The 23,079-nt window shown below is 67.1% G+C and carries 17 protein-coding genes; 9 read left to right on the forward strand and 8 right to left on the reverse strand.

Going from position 1 to position 23,079, the window contains the following annotated elements:
* Window positions 1-25: 25 nt before the first annotated feature.
* From ACP7AI_RS14395 to ACP7AI_RS14405, 3 genes are all read left to right on the forward strand, one after another.
* Window positions 26-817 carry a M23 family metallopeptidase gene (locus tag ACP7AI_RS14395; RefSeq protein WP_426168724.1) on the forward strand — a complete coding sequence of 264 codons (792 nt, stop codon included), beginning with the start codon at window positions 26-28 and terminating at the stop codon, window positions 815-817.
* On the forward strand, window positions 807-1,991 hold the full coding sequence (locus tag ACP7AI_RS14400; protein ID WP_426168727.1) for an aspartyl/asparaginyl beta-hydroxylase domain-containing protein: 1,185 nt from the start codon (window positions 807-809) through the stop codon (window positions 1,989-1,991). Before ACP7AI_RS14395 ends, ACP7AI_RS14400 begins: the two co-directional genes overlap by 11 nt.
* Before the next feature lie 346 nt (window positions 1,992-2,337).
* The gene (locus ACP7AI_RS14405) at window positions 2,338-5,460 is read left to right on the forward strand and encodes a TonB-dependent receptor domain-containing protein (protein ID WP_426170142.1); all 3,123 of its coding nucleotides are present in this window, start codon (window positions 2,338-2,340) and stop codon (window positions 5,458-5,460) included.
* A gap of 133 nt (window positions 5,461-5,593) precedes the next feature.
* Here ACP7AI_RS14405 and ACP7AI_RS14410 read toward each other — a convergent pair whose 3' ends face one another.
* Window positions 5,594-6,607 carry a hypothetical protein gene (locus tag ACP7AI_RS14410; RefSeq protein ID WP_426168730.1) on the reverse strand — a complete coding sequence of 338 codons (1,014 nt, stop codon included), beginning with the start codon at window positions 6,605-6,607 and terminating at the stop codon, window positions 5,594-5,596.
* Between the two features lie 125 nt (window positions 6,608-6,732).
* Between ACP7AI_RS14410 and ACP7AI_RS14415 the strand changes: the two genes are divergently transcribed.
* Window positions 6,733-6,996 carry a hypothetical protein gene (locus ACP7AI_RS14415; protein WP_426168733.1) on the forward strand — a complete coding sequence of 88 codons (264 nt, stop codon included), beginning with the start codon at window positions 6,733-6,735 and terminating at the stop codon, window positions 6,994-6,996.
* 36 nt (window positions 6,997-7,032) lie between these two features.
* Here the strand turns inward: ACP7AI_RS14415 and clpB are convergent, their stop codons facing one another.
* Window positions 7,033-9,609, reverse strand: coding sequence for an ATP-dependent chaperone ClpB (gene clpB / locus ACP7AI_RS14420; protein ID WP_426168735.1), 2,577 nt, complete (start codon window positions 9,607-9,609; stop codon window positions 7,033-7,035).
* 66 nt (window positions 9,610-9,675) lie between these two features.
* The gene (locus ACP7AI_RS14425; RefSeq protein ID WP_426168738.1) at window positions 9,676-10,638 is read right to left on the reverse strand and encodes an aspartyl protease family protein; all 963 of its coding nucleotides are present in this window, start codon (window positions 10,636-10,638) and stop codon (window positions 9,676-9,678) included.
* Between the two features lie 277 nt (window positions 10,639-10,915).
* Between ACP7AI_RS14425 and ACP7AI_RS14430 the strand changes: the two genes are divergently transcribed.
* Together ACP7AI_RS14430 and ACP7AI_RS14435 are read left to right on the forward strand one after the other, a co-directional pair.
* Window positions 10,916-11,485, forward strand: a complete 570-nt coding sequence (locus ACP7AI_RS14430) for a TMEM165/GDT1 family protein (RefSeq protein ID WP_426170144.1) — start codon at window positions 10,916-10,918, stop codon at window positions 11,483-11,485.
* Between the two features lie 159 nt (window positions 11,486-11,644).
* Window positions 11,645-12,361, forward strand: coding sequence for a hypothetical protein (locus ACP7AI_RS14435; protein ID WP_426168741.1), 717 nt, complete (start codon window positions 11,645-11,647; stop codon window positions 12,359-12,361).
* A gap of 60 nt (window positions 12,362-12,421) precedes the next feature.
* Here ACP7AI_RS14435 and ACP7AI_RS14440 read toward each other — a convergent pair whose 3' ends face one another.
* The 4 genes from ACP7AI_RS14440 to ACP7AI_RS14455 are packed head-to-tail and all read right to left on the reverse strand — an operon-like array spanning window position 12,422 to window position 18,497.
* A complete protein-coding gene (locus ACP7AI_RS14440; protein WP_426168743.1) occupies window positions 12,422-13,621 on the reverse strand; it encodes a CaiB/BaiF CoA transferase family protein in 1,200 nt (399 codons plus the stop codon).
* The gene (locus ACP7AI_RS14445; protein WP_426168745.1) at window positions 13,618-15,507 is read right to left on the reverse strand and encodes a hydantoinase B/oxoprolinase family protein; all 1,890 of its coding nucleotides are present in this window, start codon (window positions 15,505-15,507) and stop codon (window positions 13,618-13,620) included. Before ACP7AI_RS14445 ends, ACP7AI_RS14440 begins: the two co-directional genes overlap by 4 nt.
* Window positions 15,508-15,516: 9 nt before the next feature.
* A complete protein-coding gene (locus ACP7AI_RS14450; RefSeq protein ID WP_426168748.1) occupies window positions 15,517-17,553 on the reverse strand; it encodes a hydantoinase/oxoprolinase family protein in 2,037 nt (678 codons plus the stop codon).
* Window positions 17,550-18,497 carry a hydroxymethylglutaryl-CoA lyase gene (locus tag ACP7AI_RS14455; protein WP_426168750.1) on the reverse strand — a complete coding sequence of 316 codons (948 nt, stop codon included), beginning with the start codon at window positions 18,495-18,497 and terminating at the stop codon, window positions 17,550-17,552. The genes ACP7AI_RS14450 and ACP7AI_RS14455 overlap by 4 nt, the downstream gene beginning before the upstream one ends.
* Window positions 18,498-18,562: 65 nt before the next feature.
* Here ACP7AI_RS14455 and ACP7AI_RS14460 point away from each other — a divergent pair, with 65 nt between their 5' ends.
* Together ACP7AI_RS14460 and ACP7AI_RS14465 are read left to right on the forward strand one after the other, a co-directional pair.
* Window positions 18,563-19,204: an isochorismatase family protein gene (locus ACP7AI_RS14460; protein ID WP_426168752.1), complete on the forward strand. Its 642-nt coding sequence runs from the start codon at window positions 18,563-18,565 to the stop codon at window positions 19,202-19,204.
* Between the two features lie 73 nt (window positions 19,205-19,277).
* Window positions 19,278-19,550, forward strand: coding sequence for a hypothetical protein (locus ACP7AI_RS14465; protein ID WP_426168755.1), 273 nt, complete (start codon window positions 19,278-19,280; stop codon window positions 19,548-19,550).
* Window positions 19,551-19,629: 79 nt separating this feature from the next.
* Here the strand turns inward: ACP7AI_RS14465 and ACP7AI_RS14470 are convergent, their stop codons facing one another.
* Entirely contained in the window at window positions 19,630-20,274 is a 645-nt protein-coding gene (locus ACP7AI_RS14470) for a GntR family transcriptional regulator (RefSeq protein ID WP_426168758.1), read from the reverse strand.
* Between the two features lie 167 nt (window positions 20,275-20,441).
* Between ACP7AI_RS14470 and ACP7AI_RS14475 the strand changes: the two genes are divergently transcribed.
* A complete protein-coding gene (locus ACP7AI_RS14475) occupies window positions 20,442-22,979 on the forward strand; it encodes a TonB-dependent receptor (RefSeq protein ID WP_426168760.1) in 2,538 nt (845 codons plus the stop codon).
* The last annotated feature ends 100 nt before the right edge of the window (window positions 22,980-23,079 follow it).

Consider the following 23,079-nt stretch of genomic DNA (forward strand, 5'->3'; position numbering starts at 1 on the left):
GCGTCGGGGGGGCGTTATCCCGGGAATGGCCTTGATCGCGCTGGTCGCACTGGCTGCAGCGCCGGTGCTCGATGGCGTCGCCGAGCAGGGCGGCGTGCTGCGCGGCACGCTGCCGGCCGGCGCCGCGCAGCTGACGCTCGACGGTCGGCCTGTCGCCGTTGCCGGCGATGGCCGCTTCATCATCGGCTTCGGCCGTGACGCCCCGGCGGCGGCGACGCTCGGCTGGAGCAGCGTCGGCACCCCGCAAGCGCTGTCGATCGCCATCGCACCGCGCCAGTGGCGCATCCAGTCGCTGCCGACGTTGCCTCCAAGCCCCGTCCCCGATGCCGAGTTCGAGGCGCGCCGCCCCGCCGAACTTGCCCGGATCGCCGCCGCCCGCGCCGTGATCGGCTCCGGTGACGGCTGGCGCCACGGCTTTGCCGCGCCCGTCAGCGGGCCCGTCACCGGCGTCTATGGTTCCCAACGCATCCTCGCCGGTATCCCCTCGGCGCCACACGCCGGCCTCGATTTCGGCGTCGCCGCCGGCACCCCGGTGCGGGCGCCCGCCGACGGCACCGTCGGCCTCGCCGATGGCCCGTTCACGCTGGAGGGCAACCTCGTGATGATCGACCATGGCATGGGGCTCGTCACCGCCTATCTCCACCTGTCGCGCATCGACGTGCGACCCGGCGACCAGGTCCGCGCCGGCCAGACCATCGGCCTCGTCGGCGCCACCGGTCGCGCCACCGGGCCGCACCTCCACTGGGGTGCGAGCTGGACCGACGTCCGCATCGATCCCGAACTGCTGCTCGCAAAGGCACTCCCCGATGGCCGCTGACGATCCCGTTGCCCTCAACAGCGCCGGGCTGCGCGCGCTCGGCGCCGGCGACGCCGCCACCGCCGTCGCGCTGCTCACCCGCGCTGTCGCCGCCGACGAGGGCTCGGCGCTGCTCTGGTTCAACCTCGCCACCGCGCATGGCGCCGCCGGCGACCGCGCCGCAGAACGCGGCGCGCTCGACGCCGCGCTCGACCGCGAGCCCTATTTCGGCCATGCGCTGTTCGCCAAGGGCTATCACCTCGAAACCGCCGGCGACATGGCCGGCGCGCTGGAGATGTACACCCGACTGATAGCGGCGCTCGATCCTGCCGAACAGCACGGCCCCGGCTTTACCGCCGGCATCGCCCATGCCCGCGAATTGCTCGCCGACGCGAATGCCCGGATCGCCGGCAGCCTCGACACCGCGCTCGCCGAGGCGCGCGCCGCCATCGACCCGGCCGACCGGCTGCGCTTCGACCATTGCGTCGACATCGGGCTCGGCCGCCGCCGCATCTATCACCACCAGCCGCTGGTGCTGGCCTATCCCTATCTGCCGCAGGACCAGTTCTTCGACCGCCGCCACTTCCCCTGGCTCGCCGAGCTGGAGGCCGCGACCCCCGTCATCCGCGCCGAGCTGGCGGCGCTGCTCGCTGCGGGCGATGCCGGCTTTGCGCCCTATGTCGCCTATCCGCCGGGCGTGCCGGTCAACCAATGGGCGGGGCTCAACCGCAGCGATGCCTGGGCAGCCCAGTTCCTGATCCAGCATGGGGCGCCCAACGAGGGCCTGCGTGCCCGCTGCCCCGAAACCGCCGCCGTGCTCGATCGGCTGCCGCTGTTCGATTGCCCGGGGCGCGGCCCGGTGGCGTTCTTTTCGCTGCTGAAGCCGCGGACGCGAATCCCGCCGCACACCGGCGCCACCAACATCCGCACGATCGTCCACCTACCGCTGATCGTGCCCGACGGCTGCTCGTTCCGTGTCGGGAATGAAACACGGGCCTGGATCGAAGGGTCGGCCTTTGCCTTCGACGATACCATCGAGCACGAGGCGAGCAACCCGACCGACGAACTGCGCGCCGTGCTGATCATCGACACCTGGAATCCGCATCTGTCCATGGTGGAACGCGATCTGCTGCGCCGCTACGTCGCCGCACTCGATGCCTCGGGAGCCGAGCTGAAGGCCTTCGACCCGCGCTGACAGCCACGACGCAATCGGCGGATCGGGCGTCGCCAAACCGTTATTTGCCTGTCATGGCATTGTTGCTGTGGCGCAACACTGCGGCAACGAAACGCTTTGGCGCGCGCCAAATGCTTTACAGGACATGCCCCGATAACTGACAAGACCGCCTAGGCCATAACGGCTGAAGCGGTGCGCTGCTGAGGGGCAGGGTCATTCGTCACAGGAAAGCGGCACCGTCAGGTGACGTCGACGCGTGGCGTCATCGCGCAACAGTATTTGAACGAAGGAAATCAATGTGATCTCTGCAAAGACCTCACGCACTCGCGCGACGCTGAAGGGTGGTGCCGCCACTTTCATCATCGCCATGCTCGCCACGCCGGTCGCGGGTCTTGCCCAGACGACCACGGCCGCCGCCGCCGTTGCCGAAGATGAAGGCACGATCGTCGTCACCGGCTCGCTGATCCGCAACCCGAACCTGATCTCGTCGGCGCCGGTGACCGTTACTACCGCAGAAACGATCCAGCTGCGCGCCTCGAACGTCGCCGAAGAAGTGCTGCGCGACATCCCGGGTATCGTCCCGAACATCGGTTCGGCCGTCAACAACGGCAACGGCGGCGCCTCGTTCGTCGATCTTCGCGGCATAGGTGCCAACCGCAACATCGTCCTTCTCGACGGCAACCGGATCGCCCCGTCGGGCCTCGCCGGCCAGGTCGACCTCAACAACATCCCGCTGGCCCTCGTCGAGCGCGTCGACGCGCTGACCGGTGCCGCCGTGACCACCTATGGCGCCGACGCCATCTCGGGTGTCGTCAACTTCATCACCAAGAAGGATTTCAGCGGCGTCGACCTGCAGCTGGGCACCAGCCTCAGCGAGCGCGGCGATGGCCAGACCTTCCGCGCCGACCTCACCATCGGTGCCAACTTCGACGGTGGCCGCGGTAACGCCGTCCTGTCGGTCGGCTATCAGAAGGCCGATCCGGTCTCGCAAGGCAACCGCGACATTTCGGTCAACAACATCGATACCTTCAGCGGCGGCGTCACCGGCGGTTCGGGTACCGCCACCCCGGCACGCTTCACCGGCACCCGCGGCCTGACCAACGGCGCGCCCAACACGCTGTCGCAGTTCATCCAGACCGGCACCACGACGGCTCCCGACGGCACGATCATCCCGATCCTCGCCGCCAACCCCGGTGGCCAGGCAAACGGCGGCTTCCGCCAGGTCTCGCAGGACGGCACGTCGCTGATCCCGCAGTATGCGTTCTTCAACTTCAACCCGTTCAACATCTTCCAGACCCCGTTCGAGCGCTTCAACATGTTCGCCAAGGCGAGCTATGAAGTCTCCGACGCCCTGGAAGTCTATGCGCGCGGCATGTTCTCCAAGAACAGCGTCCGCACCATCATCGCGCCGTCGGGCTTGTTCTCGGACACCTTCACTGTTCCGCTCGGCAACCCGTTCCTGACGACCAACCAGCGCAACCAGTTCTGCGCCTTCAACGTCGCTCCCACCGTCAGCGGCCAGACCTCGACCGGTGCCAGCGCTTCGGGCCAGATCGCCTATGTCCCGCGCTTCGCCCCCGACCAGTGCGCCCGCGCTGCCCAGGGCCTGTCGGCCACCGAGAACGTGCTGCGCACCAACGCCGATGGCACCACCACCATCGTGCCGACGCTGCGTGAACTGCCGAGCGTCACGACCTCGATCGGTCGCCGCACGACGGAGTTCGGCCCGCGTTCGAGCGAGTACACCACGACCCTGTTCGATTATCAGGCCGGTGCCCGCGGTGCCATCACCTCGAACATCAACTGGGACCTGTCGGGTAACTATGGCGAGAGCGAAAATCGCGAAACCGCAACCGGTTACGTGATCCTGTCGCGCGCCCAGGAAGCCCTGAACGCCACCAACGCCACGACCTGCCTGAGCGGCAACCCGCTCTGCGTTCCGCTCAACGTCTTTGGTCCGGACGGCTCGATCTCGCAGGCTGCTTCCGACTTCGTGTCGGCCAGCTCGTCGGTCGTTCGCAAGACCTCGCTGGCGCAGGTCCGCGGCCTGATCAGCGGTGAACTCGGCCTCGCCATTCCGTCGGCGACCGACTCGATCGGCTTCGCCCTCGGTGGCGAATACCGCAAGTACCGTGCCTCGGTCGAACCGGATGCCTTCTCGGAATCCGGCCAGCTCGGCGGCGGCGGCGGCCCCGTTCCGTCGGTTTCCGGCGGCTACAGCGTCAAGGAAGTGTATGGCGAATTCATCGCGCCGCTGGTCCAGGACAAGCCGTTCTTCCAGAACCTGACGCTCGAAGCCGGCGCGCGCTACTCGTCCTACACGGTCGATGCGCCTAACAACCCGACCTTCGACGCCTTCACCTGGAAGGCCGGCGGTACCTGGGAAATGGTCGATGGCTTCAAGGTTCGCGGTAACTACTCGCGCGCCATCCGCGCCCCGAACATCGGCGAGCTGTTCTCGCCCGTGTCGCGCGGCCTGACCAACCTCGGCGTCGATCCCTGCGCGGCGGCCAACGCCGTCAACCCGGGCAACAACGCCAACCTGCGCGCCATCTGCCTTGCACAGGGTGCCAGCCCGGCCTCGGTCAACTCGATCGAGCAGCCGAACGCCGGCCAGGCCAACGCCACGGGCGGCGGCAACCCCAACGTGCAGCCGGAAAAGGCGACCACCTGGACCGTCGGTGCAGTGTTCCAGCCGTCGTTCGCTCCCGGCCTGGCGCTGACCGTCGACTACTACAACATCGGCGTGACGGATGCGATCACCAGCCCGCTGCCGGGTGACTCGATCGCTGCCTGCTTCGGCAACATCACCGCCGCCAGCGCCGCCAGCCCGGCCTGCCTTGCCATCGTGCGCAACCCGATCACGGGCTCGCTCGACGGCCAGGCGCCCGGCCTGCCGCGTCCGCTGTCGAACCTCGGCCGCATCAAGACCGACGGTATCGACGCCACCCTGACCTACTCGAACGACATCGGGTTCGCGAAGCTCGGCCTCAGCGCCAACTTCAACTACACCTTCCGTTCGCAGTTCCAGGCAACGCCAAGCGCCATCAACCGCGAATGCGTCGGCTATTACAGCCCGAACTGCTCGTTCACGGGCTCGATCCAGCCGAAGTGGCAGTCGTCGCTGCGCACGACCCTCGGGTTCGATGCGTTCGACATCTCGCTGCTGTGGCGCCACATCGACGGCGTCATCCAGGAGCCGCTGAATGCCGCACCGCCGACCGCAGCCAACAACTTCGCGGGCGACGACTCGGCGTTCTTCCCGGCCTTCCAGAAGATCAAGGCCTATGACTACTTCGACCTGACCGGCCGCGTCAGCATCCTCGAGAACATCTCGATGGTCCTGACCGTGTCGAACCTGTTCGACAAGAAGCCGCCGCTCGTCGGCGCTTCGGCCGGCAGCACGACCTTCAACAGCGGCAACACCTTCCCGTCGACCTACGACGCGATCGGCCGCCGCTACGCGATGCAGGTGAACGTCAAGTTCTAGGCCGCGCAACGCAGCTGAAACGGAAAGGGCGGGTCGCAAGACCCGCCCTTTTCTTTTGTGCCCTTCTCCCCTTCAGGGGTCGCCTGACTGGTCCCACGCGCGAGCAACCCACGATGCCGGCCCATGCCGGAACCTACAGACCCAGCGGCAACACCATCGGCACGCCGGCCGCTTCCGCCACCTTGCCCGCCCAGAACGTCACCTTGGCGATCTCGTCGGCATGCACGCCCGCCGCCGCATCGATCTCGGCCGCCCGGGCCGCGCCGTCGAACCCGGCACCCGACTTGCTGTGCGTCGTGAACGCCGGCCCGGCGACGGCCGCCGGCACGTCGATGGCGATGCCATAGAACGCCGCCAGCGCCGCCAGCTTCGCCGCCGGCTGCGCCATCAGCACTTCGGAATCGAGCGTCCGCACCCGCTCGGGAAACTGCCCGGCAAGCCCTGCGAACAGCGCATGCTGCGCCAGCCAGCCCAGCGCCGCCACCTGCAGGTCGGTCTGCCCCAGGTAATCGTCGACCTTGTAGCCGAACGGGTGGAGCCCCTCGCGCAGCTGCTTGACCAGCAGGTCGCGCGCCCACAGCCGGCCATCCATGCCCTTCTTGGCGATCGAGCCGAGATAGACCGGCAGCGGCGCATGCAGCAGCAGCGCCCGCGCTGCCGGCCGCATCGTCAGCATGCCCGGCGCCAGACCGTTGGTGACGTTCGACGGCTTGACGACCACCGCCTCCCCGGGCGCAAACGGCCGGGCCAGCAAGGCCATCGCCGCATCGAGCACCGGCGCAATCGCCCGGGCCGTGCCGCCGCGATGCTGCCAGCCGACGAGATCGTTGAGGATGACGGGCTCCTTCAACCCCATGGCGGCCCCCGGCGCATCGAACGCCCGTGCCAGCAGGGTCGAACAGCAGAATGCCGAATGAAAAATGAAATGCAGCGGCGCGGCCGGCGCGCCGACGGCCAGCGCATCGCCGCGCCGGATCACCCGCGGCGCCTGCCCCGCCGGGAGATAGTCATCGGTCAGGAACGTGGCGGTGCGGTGCACATCGCGCGGCAGCCAGCGAAAATGCACGGCATCCTGGCCGGGGTCATATCGGTCGGCAAACCATAGCGGGTTGCAGACAGTCTCGGCGATGTCGACAGCCTGGCTCATGCGGGCATCATCTGGCCATGTTATCTGCGACGGGCAACATGAAAGGCACCTTGCCGTAAACGTCGCGGCAAGGTTATTGTCCGGCCTTCAACCGTTCGGAGCTTTCGATGCGCATGATCCCCGCAATGTTGGCGACTGCCATGCTCGCCTTGGCCACCGCCGCCGTCGCGGCCGAGCCGACCCCCGCTGCACCGGCGCCGCCCGCCGCCGCTGCGGCCGCCGACCCGATGCAGCAGATGGTCTGCCGCCGTGATGTCGAAACCGGCAGCCTGGTGAAGGCCAAGAAGACCTGCCACACCCGCGCGCAATGGGCCTATATCGACGACACCAACCAGGCGTTCTCACGCGATCTCGTCGATTCGACGCGCAGCCGCTCCAACAGCAACTGATCGGTACCGGCTGGCGCGCCAGCCGGTACCCGGTGATCACGCCGGCTGGAGCGCCAGCCGGCCATCACCCTCGTCGACATTGACCGTGGATCCGTCCGGGATTTCGCCGCGCAGGATCAGGTCGGCCAGCGGATCCTGCAGATGCTTCTGCACCGTCCGCTTCAACGGCCGCGCACCATAGACGGGGTCATAGCCGACCCGCGCCAGCCAGCGCCGCGCCGCATCGGTCAGCGCCAGCGTGACCTTGCGATCCTTCAGCAGGCCCTGCACCCGCGCCACCTGCAGGTCCACGATCGGCGCCATCGCGCTTTCGCCCAGCCGCTGGAACAGCACGATCTCGTCGAGCCGGTTGAGGAATTCGGGCCGGAAATGCCCGCGCACCACCTCCATCACCTGCGCCTCGGCATCGGCGACCGGCTGGTCGTCGCGCAGGGCGGCGATATACTGGCTGCCCAGGTTCGACGTCAGGATGATCAGCGTGTTGGTGAAATCCACCGTCCGCCCCTGCCCGTCGGTCAAGCGGCCATCGTCGAGCACCTGCAGCAGCACGTTGAAGACGTCGGCGTGCGCCTTCTCGACCTCGTCGAACAGCACGACCTGGTAGGGCCGGCGCCGCACCGCCTCGGTCAGGACGCCGCCTTCCTCATAGCCGACATAACCCGGAGGCGCACCGATCAGCCGGGCGACGCTGTGCTTTTCCATGAATTCCGACATGTCGAGCCGCACCATCGCGCGCGGATCGTCGAACAGGAAGTTGGCCAGCGACTTGGTCAGTTCGGTCTTGCCGACCCCCGTGGGGCCGAGGAACAGGAACGACCCCAACGGCCGGTTGGGGTCCTGCAGCCCGGCGCGTGCCCGCCGCACCGCCGATGACACGGCATGGACGGCCGCGGCCTGGCCGATCACCTGCGCCGACAGGATATCCTCCATCTTCAGCAGTTTCTCGCGCTCGCCTTCCAGCATCCGGTCAACGGGGATGCCGGTCCAGCGTGACACCACCGCAGCGATATCGTCGGCGGTGACCTCCTCGCGGGTCATCGCATTGGCAGTGGCGACCTCCGCCTCGACCAGCGCGCGCTCCAGTTCGGGAATCCGGCCATAGGTCAGCTCGCCGGCCTTGGCATAATCGCCGCCGCGCTGCGCCTGCTCGACCTCCAGCCGCGCCGCGTCGAGCTGCTCCTTGATCTTCGTCGCCGCCGCCAATTTGTCCTTCTCGCCCTGCCAGCGCAGCGTCAGCGCCCCCGACTGTTCCTCCAGGTCGGCGAGTTCGGTGCGCAGCGCCACCAGGCGTTCCCTGGACGCGGCATCGGTCTCGCGCTCCAGCGCCGCCGCCTCGATCTTCAGCTGGATGATGCGGCGATCGAGATTCTCGATCTCCTCGGGCTTGGATTCGACCTCCATGCGCAGCCGCGACGACGCCTCGTCCATCAGGTCAATGGCCTTGTCGGGCAGGAAACGGTCGGAGATGTAGCGGTTGGAAAGCGTCGCCGCGGCCACGATCGCCCCGTCGGTGATGCGCACGCCGTGGTGCAGCTCGTACTTCTCCTTCAGGCCGCGCAGGATCGACACCGTGTCCTCGACGGTCGGTTCGCCGACCATCACCGGCTGGAAACGCCGCTCCAGCGCCGCGTCCTTCTCGACATACTTGCGATATTCGTTGAGCGTCGTCGCGCCGATGCAGTGCAGTTCGCCGCGCGCCAGCGCCGGCTTCAGCAGGTTCGACGCATCCATCGATCCCTCCGACGCGCCGGCACCGACCAGCGTGTGCATCTCGTCGATGAACAGCACCACGTCCGACCCTTCCGCCCGGACCTCGTCGAGGACACCCTTCAACCGCTCCTCGAACTCGCCGCGATATTTGGCACCGGCGATCAGCGCGCCCATGTCGAGCGACATCAGGCGCTTGTCCTTCAGCCCGTCGGGCACATCGCCATTGGCGATGCGCAGCGCCAGGCCCTCGACGACGGCAGTCTTGCCGACACCGGGTTCGCCGATCAGCACCGGGTTGTTCTTGGTGCGCCGCGCCAGCACCTGGATGGTGCGGCGGATCTCCTCGTCGCGGCCGATGACCGGGTCCAACTTGCCGTCGCGCGCCGCCTGCGTCAGGTTTCGGGCATACTTGTTGAGCGCGTCGAACTGCGCCTCCGCCCCCGCGCTGTCGGCGCTGCGGCCCTTGCGCAGCCCCTCGATGGCGGTGTTCAGCGCCTGTGCGGTGACGCCCGCCGCCGCCAGCGCCTTGCCGGCCGCGGTCGTCGTCGCCAGCGTCAGCGCCACCAGCAGGCGCTCGACGGTGACGAACGAATCCTTGGCCTTCACCGCGATCTGTTCGGCGCTGTCGAGGATGCGCGTCGTGTCATTGTCCCAGCTCAGCGACTGGGCGCCGCCGCCCGACACCTGGGCGATCTTGGCCAGCGCCTGGTCGGTCAGCTGCACCGCCGTATCGGGATTGCCGCCCGCCGCACGGATCAGCCCGGCGGCCATGCCCTGGTCATCCTCCAGCAGCGCCTTCAGCACATGCTCCGGCGCCACGCGCTGGTGATTGTTGCGGATGGCGACGGTCTGCGCGGACTGCAGGAAACCCTTGGCGCGGTCGGTGAACTTGTCGATGTTCATGGGAAAATGCTCTCCTGTTGCGGCCGGATATGGTGTGGCTTTCCGGCAACACAAGATGTCGCCGCATCAGCGTCGCAGCGTGAAGCGCACCTTGCGATGGCGGAAATCGAGCGACACGCGGCGAAAGGATTCGAGCAGGTCGGAGCCGAGGAACAGCGCCGGTTCCTTGTCGAGCCCGAACAGCCGGAACGGCGGCGCATCGGCAAAGGCGATGGTGACATTGCTGAGGATGACGCCGCCGATCCGCACCTCCGGCAGCGTCGCCACGGTTGCGGTGAGGGTCTGGCCGGTGACGCTCAGCATCGAGATGGTCTTCAGCGTGTCGGGGTTGCGGCGCCCGAGGTAGCGTTTGCGCAGCGCCAGGTTGCCGAGCGTGATCTCCGATCCGGTATCGATGACGGCGCTGATCCGTGTATCGCCGACATAGGCCTGGGTCAGGATCAACTGGCCCTTGCGCCGCCGCGCGGTGACGACGATCTCGCCGTCCATTCGCGCCTCGCGTTCGCGCGAATCCTGCACGGTGATGGTCTTGGCGGCGAAATCGAGCAGCAGCCGCTGGTCGGCGAGCGCATCGATGCCGATCAGCCCGTCGGCGCCGAGGTCGCGCCCCGACAGCGCCGGCGCGACAATATCGGTCATCTCGCTGCGTCCGATGCCGAGCGTGTCGATACGGACGGTCGGCACCATCATCATGCCGGCCATGCCCTGCAGCCGCTTGGGCTCGCCGGCCGGCAGGGCCAGCTGCTCGGCGAGCGCCAGGCTGACCACCGAGCGGTCGGCGCCGCTGTCGACGAGGAAGCGGAACGGGCCCTTGTTGTTGACCATGACATCGATGAACAGCCGACTGCGCTTTTCCTCGGCGGCAAGGCTCTCGCCGGTCACCTCCAGCGAATTGTCGATGCTGGCCGGCGGGATCAGCGGCTGGCCCTGTGACTGCGGTTGCGACTGCGGTTCGATCGGCGGCACATTCGCGACGGGCGGCGCGTTGGCCAGCAGCGTCGCCACGGCGACAACATGGAATAGGCTCATGCCGCCTTCGTTGCGCCCGCCGCATCCGATCGGCAAGCCATTACCGTCATTGCGCTGCAACACGGTTGGCGCTATCGCGAGGCGTCATCCGGGGAGTAGCCGGCCGCGTCCCGACGCGGACCCTTGCGTCAACATGCTCGGTCGAGAGGCCGTGGTGCAGGGAAGGACGGAGCAATCCGTTCGGGCGAGACCGATGACGCTGCACCCCTGTCCCGGCCGGGCGGGGGGCGCGGCGTCATTGCGTCCCTCCTGCCTGGCCTCCGGATTGTCCATGATCCTGACCCCGCTGCTCACCTCCGGCGGCATCGTCGCGCTCGCCGAAATGGGCGACAAGACGCAGTTGCTGGCCATCGTGCTGGCCTGCCGCTTCCGGCGCGCCTGGCCGGTCATCGCCGGCATCTTCGTTGCCACCCTCGCCAACCATGCGCTGGCTGCCTGGGCCGGCGCCGCGCTCGCCGCCTGGTTCGATGGCCCCGTGTTCCGCTATGCCGTCGCCGCCTCGTTCATCGCCATGGCTGCCTGGACGCTGGTGCCCGACAGGATCGATGTCGAGGACAAGCCGGCGCAGTACGGTCCGTTCCTGACGACGCTCATCGCCTTTTTCATCGTGGAGATCGGCGACAAGACCCAGGTCGCGACGATCGCGCTGGGCGCCCGCTTCCACGATGTGCTGCCGGTCGCCATCGGCACAACGCTCGGCATGATGGCCGCCAATGTGCCGGCGGTGCTGCTGGGGCAAAGGATCATCGAGCGCGTGCCGCTGCGGACGGTGCATGTCGCCGCGGCGCTGCTGTTCCTGGGGCTCGGCCTGTGGCTGGCGGCGCAGACGGCGGGGTGGCTGGGGTAAGCTATGGCCTGCCGAAGCCTGGCGCCCGCCCCGTAAAGTACGCGACACGTTTCGAGGCACCAAAGATAAATATTTCGAAATGAATCGTTGATAGTAACGATTCCTTGGTCACGCCGGTGGCAACAGCACAACACCGCGCGGGCGACGGGGGACAAGGCGATGAGCGACGTCGAAAAAGTTTTCAGCAAGGCGGTCGAACTCGGTCAGGACAAGCCCATCCAGCTGCGCTGGGAAGGTTCCGGCAATTCTGTCCATGCGGCGGGACTGTTGTTCGCCCTGAAGACCAGGGTTTATCCCGGCACCAGCGAGCGGATCAGGTTTCACGCCGACATCAACATCTATGAAAAAGAAGACAGCCCGATCTTCCTCGAGGCCAAGCAGAAGTTGAAGACCGCCATGGCCTGGGCCAAGCCCACACAGACTTGTGCCCTGAAGGCGAACGCCGATGTGACGCGTGACTCCAAGGCGTTCGGTCAGAACGAGGTGCATTTCATGTTCGTCCGCAACATCATGCCGACCAACGATTCCGGCCAGAGCCTGACCGACGAAGGGGCGACCCTCAAGGCGATCCACACCGGCGCTTTGCGCAATCGCGCCAATTCGCTGAAATCCACCGAGCAAGGCCGGATCCGAATTGGCATGTCGGGCGCGCCCGGACTAACAAAGGCATCGCAGACAGATCGCATGAACATGCCTGCCCAAGCCCTGTTTAACGGCGCGAACGACCTGAAGCTGGCAGCTGAGGAAAAGGCACTGACGCTCGAAGGCGGTGTCAATGCGCTCGGCAGCAGCGACTATGAAATGGGCGAGGTTATGAAAAACACCGGCGCAAGCCTGGGTATCAAGCCGACCTACTACATGACCTTCGTCAAATAGGGCCGATCGAAGCCCAGACAGGACACGGCGGCAAGCTGCAGGCGATCGACGGCATCGCCCCTATATCACCCCCCGCGCCGCCAGATCCGCGATCTGCGCCTCGCTCAACCCCAGTGCGTCGCGATACACTTGCGCATTATCCTGGCCGATGGTGGCAGGCGCCGCTCGGCGCACGCTGCCCGGCGTCTTCGACAGCTTCGGAAACACATTCTGCATCTTCACCGTCCCCCAGCGCGGGTGCGGCATGTCGATGATCGCCTCGCGGGCCTGGAAATGCGGGTCGTCGAGCATGTCCTGCGGACGATAAAGCTTGCCCGCCGGGACGCCGTGGCGGATCATCAGCGCCTCCAGCTCGGCAATGGTCAGCGTGCGCGTCCAGTCGCCGATCAGCGCGTCGAGCTCGGCCTGGTGGCGACCACGGCTGACATGGTCGACATAGCGGGGGTCCTTCGCGAGCTCGGGCCGGCCCATCGCCGCGCACAGCCGGCCGAACACCGTGTCCTGATTGGCGCCGATCAGATATTCGCCGTCGCTGGTCGGATAGACGTTCGACGGCGCGATGCCGGGCAGGAAACTGCCGGACCGTTCGCGGACATAGCCCGACGCCGAATATTCCGGCACCAGGCTTTCCATTACCTGCAGCACCGATTCGTACAGCGAGGAATCGACGACCTGGCCCTCGCCGGTCTGGTCGCGGTGGCGCAGCGCGGCGAGCGCGCCCATGCAGCCATAGGTGGCGGCCAGGCTGTCACCGATGCTGACGCCCATGCGCGACGGCGGCCGGTCGGGGTCGCCGACGATGGCGCGCCAGCCGCCCATGGCCTCGCCGATGCCGCCGAACCCGGCGCGTTCGCTGTACGGCCCGGTCTGGCCATAGCCGGAGACGCGGACGATGATCAGCCCGGGGTTCATCGCGTGCAGCGCCTCGGGCGCCATGCCCCATTTTTCCAGCGTGCCGGGGCGGAAATTCTCGATCAATATGTCGGCGGTGGCGATCAGCTTTTTCGCCAGTGTCTGGCCCTCGGGCTGGCGCAAATCGGCGCTCACCGCCTTCTTGTTGCGCGCGACGACTTCCCACCACAAAGGATAATCGCCGCGGCCCCAGACGCGCATCGGGTCGCCCTGCCCCGGCGGCTCGACCTTGATCACTTCGGCGCCCATGTCGCCGAGCAACTGCCCGCAGAACGGCCCCGCGATCAGCTGGCCCATCTCGACGACGCGGATGCCGGCGAGCGGCCCCGTATTCTCCGTAAAGCTCATTCGGCGGCCACCGCGTGATGCCACACGGGCGGTTTCGGCGCCGGCAGGCCGGTTTCGGCGAGACAGGCGGCGCGCAGCACCTCGATATCGCCGCCGAAGTTGAACAGGTCGTTGGCCGGTTTGGGTGCCGCCGCCATTTCGGCGCGCAAGGCCTCGGTCGCGGCCACATCGAGCCCGCCGGCGGCATCGACGACGACGCCATAGGACCGCGCGCCCGCCGCAGTGACGAGGCCCTGGCGGATCTCCTTCACCACCAGCGCCGGATCGCGGTGCAGCGGGTCGCCCCAGCCGCCGCCGCCCCAGGTGATGAAGTGCAGCACATCGTCGGCCTCGACGGCAAGGCTGTCGAGCTTGTTGGCGACGATGGTCTGGCTGCCATCGGGCTTTTCGAGAATCTTGCGCGCCCGGGTGCCGGGCGCACCGCCGTTGACGCCCCAGGGATAGGTGAACCAGCGATCGTCGTGGATGGAGACGGTACCCGCCGCGAGGAAGCGATACGACATCAATATGCCGTTGCCGCCGCGGTTCAGCCCCGCGCCGCCGGTATCGGCCAGCGCCTCGTAGCGTTCGATGCGCAGCGGGAAGTAGCGCTCGAGAAACTCGTTGGGCACATTGGTGAAGCCCGGCCACAGCGAGTGACCGTCCGGCCCGTCGCCGAACGGCTTGCCGGGGATGCCGCCGAAACCGATCTGGAACAGCTGGAACCATTCGCCGTTCTTGCCCGGCCGATTGTCACGGCCCGAATACATCAGGTGCGGCGACGACGAGAAGCCGGCGGCACACAGGAATTCCGGCGTGCGCTGGCCGAGCAAGCCGCCCAGGATATCGAAGATGCGACCCAGCGCATGGGTGCGGCCCGACAAGGCGGCGGGGTAATTGGGCTTCAGCAGCGACCCCTGCGGGATCTTCACCTCGATCAGGTCGTAGAAGCCGTCGTTGAACATGATCTGCGGATCGAAGACCATGATCATGTAGATGCCGAAGAACATCTTGAACATGTTCTCGTTCAAATAGAAATTGATCGACGCGTCGGATTGCGGATCGGTGCCGGCGAAATCGAGCACCACCTTGTCGCCGACGCGCTGCATCGTGCACTTGATCTTGTACGGGCCGAAGCCGACGCCATCGTCGCAGATATAGTCCTCGAAGCTGACCGCATCGGTGCTGACCGAGGTGGCGATCAGCGCCTTCATGGCGCGATGGTTGCGGGCGAGCAGGTCGTCCATTGCGGCAACCACGACATCGTCGCCGAAGCGCGCGCACATTTCCTCGACCCGGCGCGCGGCGACCCGGCAGGCGGCGATCAGGGCGTTGAGGTCGGCGGCGCACCAGTCGGGCTTGCGCGTCTGGTGCATGATGAGGCGGATGAGGTCCTCGTTGTAGGCGCCCTTCGCATAGATCTTCACCGGCGGGATGCGGACGCCTTCCTCGAAGATCGCGCGCGCGTCGATCGGCATCGATCCGGCAACCTTGCCGCCGATATCGCTCTGGTGGCCGAACATCGCCGTCCAGGCCACCAGCCGCCCGCCGCGATAGACCGGCAGCAGCACCAGCCAGTCATTCGAATGACTTACCGCACCATCGCAGCTGTACGGATCGCTGAGGAGGATCATGTCGCCCTCCTCGATGGTGCCGTCGAAGCCACGCAAAAAGCCGTCGATGAAGCTGCCGAACTGGCCGACGATCATCTGCCCGCGCGGGTTGGCGATCAGCGGAAAGGCATCGCCCTGTTCACGGATGCCCGGCGACATGGCGGTGCGCACCAGCGTCGCATCCATCTCGATCCGCGCATTGCGCAGCGCGTTCTCGACGATGTCGAGGGTGACGGGGTCGATCTTCACCGCGGCGAAGGGCGACGGGTTGGTCTCGATGATCTGGGCGGGCATAAGTTTCCCTCAGGCCGGATTGATCAGAAGGTTGCCGAAATCATCGACAAGCGCCGCATGGCCGAGATGCACCAGCGTCGTCGAATCCATCTCGGTGACGATCGCCGGCCCCGTGACCACATCGCCGGCGCGCAGTTTCGACCGGTCATAGATTACCGCCGGCCGTGCCGCGCCGTCCATCCAGACCTCATGGTCGCGCAGCTTGGCGGCAATCGGGTTGCCATCACCCCTCGGAATCCGCTCCGCCGACACATTCGCCGCCTTGCCCAGCGCCACGACGCGGATGTTGACCAGCTCCTGCGGCACGCTGAGATTGAAGGTGAACAGCCGCTTGTGCTCGGCATCGAAGCGCGCCGTCAGGTCGGCAATGGTCGATCCCTGCGGCGAGAACAGCGGCACCTCGAACGCCTGGCCGGCATAGCGGATGTCGATCTCCACCCGCAGTTCCTGGTCGGCGGGCGGCACGCCTTCCGCCGCCAGTTCGGCCATGACCTGGGCGATGATCTCCTCGATCACGGCGCCGACCTCGGCATCGTCGGTCTGCGTCACCAGCTTGTTGAAGCTGCGCTGGGCATCGACACGCAGCCGCGTCGTCGCATCGCCATAGGCACAGAGCACGCCCGGGCTGGGCGGGATGATCACCGGCCACGACCCCATCAGCGTGCCCATGGCATTGCCATGCAGCGGCCCGGCGCCGCCGAACGCCATCAGCGCGAAATCACGCGGATCATAGCCCTGGCTGATCGAAACCAGCCGCAGCGCGCCGTACATCGTCTCGTTGACGATCGCGATGATGCCGGCCGCCGCCTCCATCGGGCCCAGCCCCAGCGCATCGGCGACCGTCTGCACCGCCGCCCGCGCCGCCTCGCGATCGAGCTTGAACGCCCCGCCGAGCAGATTCTCGGGCAGATAACCCAGCACGACATTGGCATCGGTCACCGTCGGCACCACGCCGCCACGGCCATAGGCGGCCGGCCCCGGCACCGCGCCGGCGGACTGCGGGCCGACGCGTAACGCCCTAGTCAATTCCGGCACGCTGGCGATCGAGCCACCCCCGGCGCCAACCGTCTTCACATCGAGCGACGACGCCCGCACCGTCAGATGGCCGACGCTGGTCTCCCGCCGCAACCGCGCCTGATAATCCTCGATCAGCGCGACATCGGTGCTGGTGCCGCCCATGTCGAGCGTCAGCACATTGGCATGGCCGCTGTTCTTCGCGATCCACACTGCCCCCGCCACACCGCCGGCGGGGCCGGACATCAGCAGGTTGACCGGCGCGTTGCGCGACTTTTCCGCCGACATCAGGCCACCATCGGACCGCAGCAGGCTCAGCTTGGCCGGCGTGCCCCAGGCCGCCAGCTCGCGCTCCAGGTTGCCGACATAGCGCGACACCGTCGGGCGCACCGCGCTGTTGGCGACCGTCGTCAGCGTGCGCTCATATTCCTGCATCTCGGGCAGGATATCGGCGCTGATGCTGACCGGAATGTCGGGCAGCTCCTCGGCGCAGATCTCAGCCACCCGGCGCTCGTGCGCCGCATTCATGTACGAATTGATCAGGCAGACGGTGATCGCCTCGACCTTCTCCTCGGCCAGTCGCCTCAAATTGATGCGCAACTGCGCCTCGTCCAGCGCCCGGACCGCCACGCCGTCGGCGCCCATCCGCTCCGGCGCCTCGATCGTCGCTTCCAGCGGCGCCATCGGCTCGGGCTTGGGCCAGACGATCCAGGCGGCGAGGCCCCCCGGCACCAGGCTGCGCGCGATCTGCAGGACGTGGCGATAGCCCTCGGTGACGATCAGCCCGACCCGCGCGATCTTGTGCTCCAGCACGGCGTTGGTGGCGACGGTGGTGCCGTGCAGGAACAGCGCCAGCTCCCCCGGCGCGATGCCGGCACGGTCGCACAGCTGCCGGGCGCCGGCGATCACCGCTTCCGACGGATCATGCGGCGTCGATGGCACCTTGTCGCGAAACGTGCGGCCGCTGGCTTCATCGATGACCAGCAGATCGGTGAACGTGCCCCCGACGTCGACCCCCAGGCGATAGCTCAAACCGAATACTCCTGCACTGTGGCCCCCTTTACTGTGAAGTCCCCGGCCTTGCCGACGCGGCTGGGCAGCGCCCGGCCCATGATGCCGGCGAACCAGTGATTGGCGGTAACCGCGGCATCGATGTCGAGCCCGGTCACAACCCCCGACCGCCCGAACAGATAGACCAGCTCCTCGGTGCCGACATTGCCCGCCGCCCCCGGCGCGAACGGACAGCCGCCAAGGCCACCGAGCGCCGAATCGAACACCCGGCAGCCCGCCTGATAGCCCGCCCAGGCATTGGCCGGCGCCAGGCCACGCGTGTCGTGCAGGTGCAGGCGGATGGGGATTTCGCCGATCTTGTCGATCACCGCGCCGACCAGGTCGCCCACTTGGCTTGGCACCCCGACCCCGATGGTATCGGCCAGCGCAATCTCCTGCGCCCCGGCGTCGGCCATGCGCGCCGCCAGCTCGACCACCCGCTCGGCCGGCACATGGCCGTCATAGGGGCAGCCGAACGCCGCGGAGATGGTGACCTGGGCGAACAGCCCGGCGGCACGCGCCTTGGCCAGCATCGCGGTGTTGGCGACAATGCCGTCGGCGACCGTCTGGCCCTGGTTGACGATGCCGAAGCCATCGGTGGCGACCAGCACGCAGCCCGCCTCGTCCAGCCCCCGCCCGGCGCCATCGCGGCTGGCAATCGCCCGGTCGACGCCGCGTTCGTTGAGGCACAGGCCGATGTAACGCACCCCCGGCGCATCGGGCAGCCCAGCGACCACGGCCTCCGCATCCGCCATCTGCGGCACGCGGCGCGGATTGACGAAGCTCGCTACCTCGATCCGGGTCGCCCCCATCGCCACCAGCCGGCCGATCAGCGCCAGCTTGTCGACGGTTTCGACCCAGCCCTTTTCGTTCTGCAAGCCGTCGCGGGGCGAAACTTCAACGATCTGGACGGGGTCAAGACTCATGCCGATTTGTATACAAATTGCCGGACGGCCTGTATAGACCTTGCGAACAGGCAGAGGGAGGCGGGATGACGCGCGCGGTCGACGATCCGGGGCAGGACTATGCCGCCGCCGGTTTCGGCGCCAGCCTGGCGCCCGGCCGCAAGCCGGTCCTGCTGCTGATCGATTTCTCCCGCGCTTATTTCGACGCTGCTTCCCCTCTCTACGCCGGCGTCGAGGCCGCCCGCGCCAGCGCCGCCCGCCTCCACACCGCCGCCCGCGCCGCCGGCGTGCCGTGCGTCTTCACCCGCGTCGAATATTCCGCCGACGGCCATGAAGGCGGCCTATTCTATAAAAAGATCGCCGCGCTGAAATGCTTCGAGCGCGGCAATCCGCTTGGCGATTTCACCCCGGAACTGGCGCCGCTGCCCGGCGACGAGGTGGTGACCAAACATTATCCCAGCGCCTTTTTCGGCACGCGCCTCGCCGAGCATCTCCACGCCCGCGGTATCGACACCATCCTCGTCACCGGCCTCTCCACGTCGGGCTGCGTCCGCGCCTCGGCAGTGGACGCGATCTGCCATGGCTTCGTGCCGCTGGTGGTGACGGATGCGGTGGGGGACCGGGACGCGGGCGTGCATGCCGCCAATCTGTTCGACCTGGCGGCGAAGAGCGCGGACCTGGTGAGCGAGGCCCAGGCACTGGCCTATCTGGCGGGACTGCAGCGCTGACTAATAGGGAGGGAGCATAAAAGCTGCTCTCGCCCACTAGCGGACATTGCGACGCGCTGGCATCTTCCCGAAGATGATGGAACCTGCACGCCTGAAACGCGCTCGCCGGCGCCTGCGGGGCTACTTTTTAGGTAGCGGCATCATACTGGCGTTCCTCTCCATTCTCGCAGCTGCGTTCATCGTCCGCATGGTTGGCGTAGAGCTAACCCGGTACTGGTCCACAGTGTTGATCGCGGCGGCTGTGCTTCTCGGCGGGAGCTATGGGATCGTCCTGTTCAGCGCTATCGGCATCGACATCGTTCGCCGCCAGGTAAATCGACAGCCGATCATGGACGCCGAGGACTAGACCGAAACCTCCGCTATCCACCCACTGCAGATACTCGTTTTCTGCCCCGCGTCCGGGACGAAGGCCACAGCCGCCCCCTCTACTTAACCGGCTCCGCCGCCGAAAACGCGTGAAACGCCCGCCGGATATGCCCGGTCATCACCGCCTGGGCCCATACCGCGTCGCGCGCCGCGAACGCCTGGACCAGTTCGCCATGTTCATGCGCCGATCGCGCCAGCTCGGCCCGGTTGTACCGCGCCGCCGTCCGCCGCACGACCGGCTGTTCGACCAGCGCCGCCAGCATCGTCGCCAGCCGCGGTGATTCCGCGGCGGTAATCACGATCTCGTGAAACGCCCGGTTTTCCGCCAGGAACGTCGCCACATCGGGCACCTCCGCCGCGATCGCCGCCGCCAGCCGCGCATTGCTCTCCCGCAGCGCCTCGAGCGCGTCGTCTGAAATCCGCGTTGCCGCCCGTGCCGCGGCGTGCGCCTCCAGCATCGCCCGCAACGCGAACATCTCGGCCAGGTCCTCGGCATTCCAGCTGGCGACGAACAGCCGCTGGCTTTCCGACCGCACGACATACAGCTCGGATTCCAGCCGGCGCAACGCCTCGCGCACCGGCGTCCGCGACACGCCGCAGATGTCGGCCAGCGCCTCTTCCGTCAGCGGCGATCCGGGCGGGGCATCCCCCGACAGGATCAGGCCGCGGATCTCGGCATAGGCCCGTTCGGACGCCCTGGACATCAAACCCGTCGATCCGCCTGTTGCAGAAACATCGCAGCCGGCACCGTAAACGATCCGGTCCCGGTGCGGAAGGCTTGACCCCGGTAATTTGTATACAATAATATGAACAGCGGGGCCGGGCTGCGGGTGCCGGCGAAATGCTTCGGGGGTTCGAGATGGTTCGCAACATGCATCGCAGGGGTCATCTGCTCGCCACCGCCGCCTTGGTGGCCGGGCTGTTCGCCGGCATTTCGGCACCCGCCGCGGCGCAGAGTGCCGCCGCCACGCCCGGCGCCGCCGACGATGGCGAGATCCTCGTCACCGCCCGCCGGGATACCGAACGGCTGATCGACGTACCGGCAAGCGTCAGCGTGCTGACCAGCGAGACGCTCGCCCGCACGGGCGTCGTCCGCGCCCAGGATTTCGTCCAGCTCGTCCCCGGTGTCACCATCGTCACCGGCACCGCCGAGGCCGGCGACACCCAGATCAATATCCGCGGCCTCAACGGCGCCCGCGATGCCGAAAGCAGCGTCGCCCTCGTCGTCGACGGCATCCTCAAGACCAACACCGCCCAGCTCAACCAGAACCAGGGCACCGTCCGCCAGATCGAGGTGCTGAAAGGTCCGCAAGGTGCCATCTACGGCCGCAACGCCGCCGCCGGCGCCATCGTGATGACCACCGTCAAGCCCGGCGACAGCTTCGAAGGTGCCATCAAGGGCAGCTATGGCGAGCTGAAGACCGGCGAGGTCTCGGCCTATGTCGCGGGGCCCATCACCCCCGATATCGGCTTTGTCCTGTCGGGCAATTACCGCACTACCGACGGTTTCTGGCGCAACGAGTTCCTCGGCAATTCCAAGACCGTGGACGACCAGGAGACCTATGGCATCGACGGCCGCATCATCGCCCGGCTCGGCGACAGGACGACGCTCGACCTGAAGGGCCGCTATGCCAGGCTGTCGGGCGCCTCGATCAACTTCAACGCCGCCTTCGCGCTGCCCAACTTCGCCGCGGTGAACCCGGCCTTCTACGAGGACGTCAACACCCACCCGTTCCGCTATTATTCCAACATCCGCCCGACCAACGACCAGGAAACTATCGAGTTTTCGGCCAAGATCGACCATGACTTCGACGGCGTGAAGCTGTCGGCCTGGGCGCTCTATGCCGATGTGAAACAGGACCTGACCGCCGACGGCACCTCGGCCGATTTCGCCCGCTACACCTTCCCCGGTGCGACGCCGGCCAGCGTCGCCGCCAGCAACGCCTGCTTCGCCTCGACGGCACAGCTGACCGGCTATCCGCTCAACCCGCCGACCTTCATCGGCGCGACGCCAGTGCCGTTCATCTTCGATCCGGTCAATGGCTCGACGCTCGGCGCCTATTCGCCGACGACCTGCGACGGCACCCAATATCAAAAGCGCACCCAGGCCGACATCTCCGCCGAGGTCCGCGTCTCGTCGACGACCGATGGCCCGGTCAGCTGGTCGCTCGGCGCCTATTACCTCAACATCAAGCGCCGCACCGGCGTCAGCCTCGGTGCCGACCTCGGCCAGGGTGTCATCCCGCAGCTGTACAACGGCCCGAACAGCAGCAACCCGACCTCGCAACTGTTCGCCGACCGCTTTGCCACCAACGTCTATGCCGGCTTCGGCTCGCTGGACTGGTCGCCCGACGACCGGCTGACCATCGGCACCGCGCTGCGCTACGACATCGAGGACCGCGCCGCCGAAAGCCTGGTGCCGTTCGTCAGCGATCCGATCACCGGCGGGCCGATCAATCCGGGCCAGACCACCGGACCCCTGGGCGGCAAGAGCGCCACCTTCAAGCAGCTGCAGCCCAAGGTGACCCTGCGCTACAAGCTCGCCGATGAAGCGGTGTTCTTCGCCAACTGGGGCGTCGGCTTCAAATCGGGCGGCTTCAACAACCAGGGCTCCGCCGCCATCGTCAACAACAACTTCAACAACGGCGCCGTCGGCACCATCAACGCCGGCGTCGCCATCAACGACCAGTATCGCAAGGAACGCTCGAGCGCCTTCGAGGTCGGGCTGAAGGGCGCCATCCTCGACGGCCGCGTCGGCTATGACCTGGCGGGTTATTACACGACCATCCGCGACATGCAGTTCTTCGAATTCTTCGTCGGCGGCTTCGGGCTGCTGCGCGTCGTGTCGAACATCGACAAGGTCGACGTCTATGGCGGCGAACTGACGCTGAACGCCCGCATCATCGATGGCTGGTCGGTGTTCGGATCCGGCAACATCACCGGCAGCGAGATCAAGCAGAACAGCAGCCGGCCGGATACTGTCGGCAACAAGTCGCCCTACACCGCCGATTATACGCTGAACGCCGGCACCCAGGTTGTGGTGCCGTTCACCGACAGGCTTAAGGGCGTGTTCCGCGCCGATTTCCGCCTGACCGGGCCGACCTGGTTCCATTCGGTGCAGAACCAGACCAAGCCGACGATCTTCAGCGCGCTGCTGCCGATCTCGGCACTGGCGCTCCCCGGCTTCGTCGGCGACGCCACCTGGGACGTGTCGCAGCGCAAGGCCTTCGGCACGTTCAACTTCCGCGCCGGCCTGGAGGGCAGCAACTGGACCCTGACGGCGTTCGCCATCAACGCCTTCGACAAGAAGTATCTGAACGAAGTCATCCCCGCGATCGAGTTCGGCGGATCGTTCATCTCGCCGGGACAGCGCCGGGTGATCGGGGTGGAGGCGGGGTTGAAGTTCTGACCTCTTCTTTGTCACCCCGGCGAAGGCCGGGGCCCATGAACCACAACTTTGGTCACCAGCGAACCAAGCTTAGCGCATCGGTTTCGAAGATGGTAGTTCA

Source organism: Sandarakinorhabdus sp. DWP1-3-1, assembly GCF_049896705.1.
In the GTDB taxonomy this organism is placed as follows: domain Bacteria; phylum Pseudomonadota; class Alphaproteobacteria; order Sphingomonadales; family Sphingomonadaceae; genus Sandarakinorhabdus.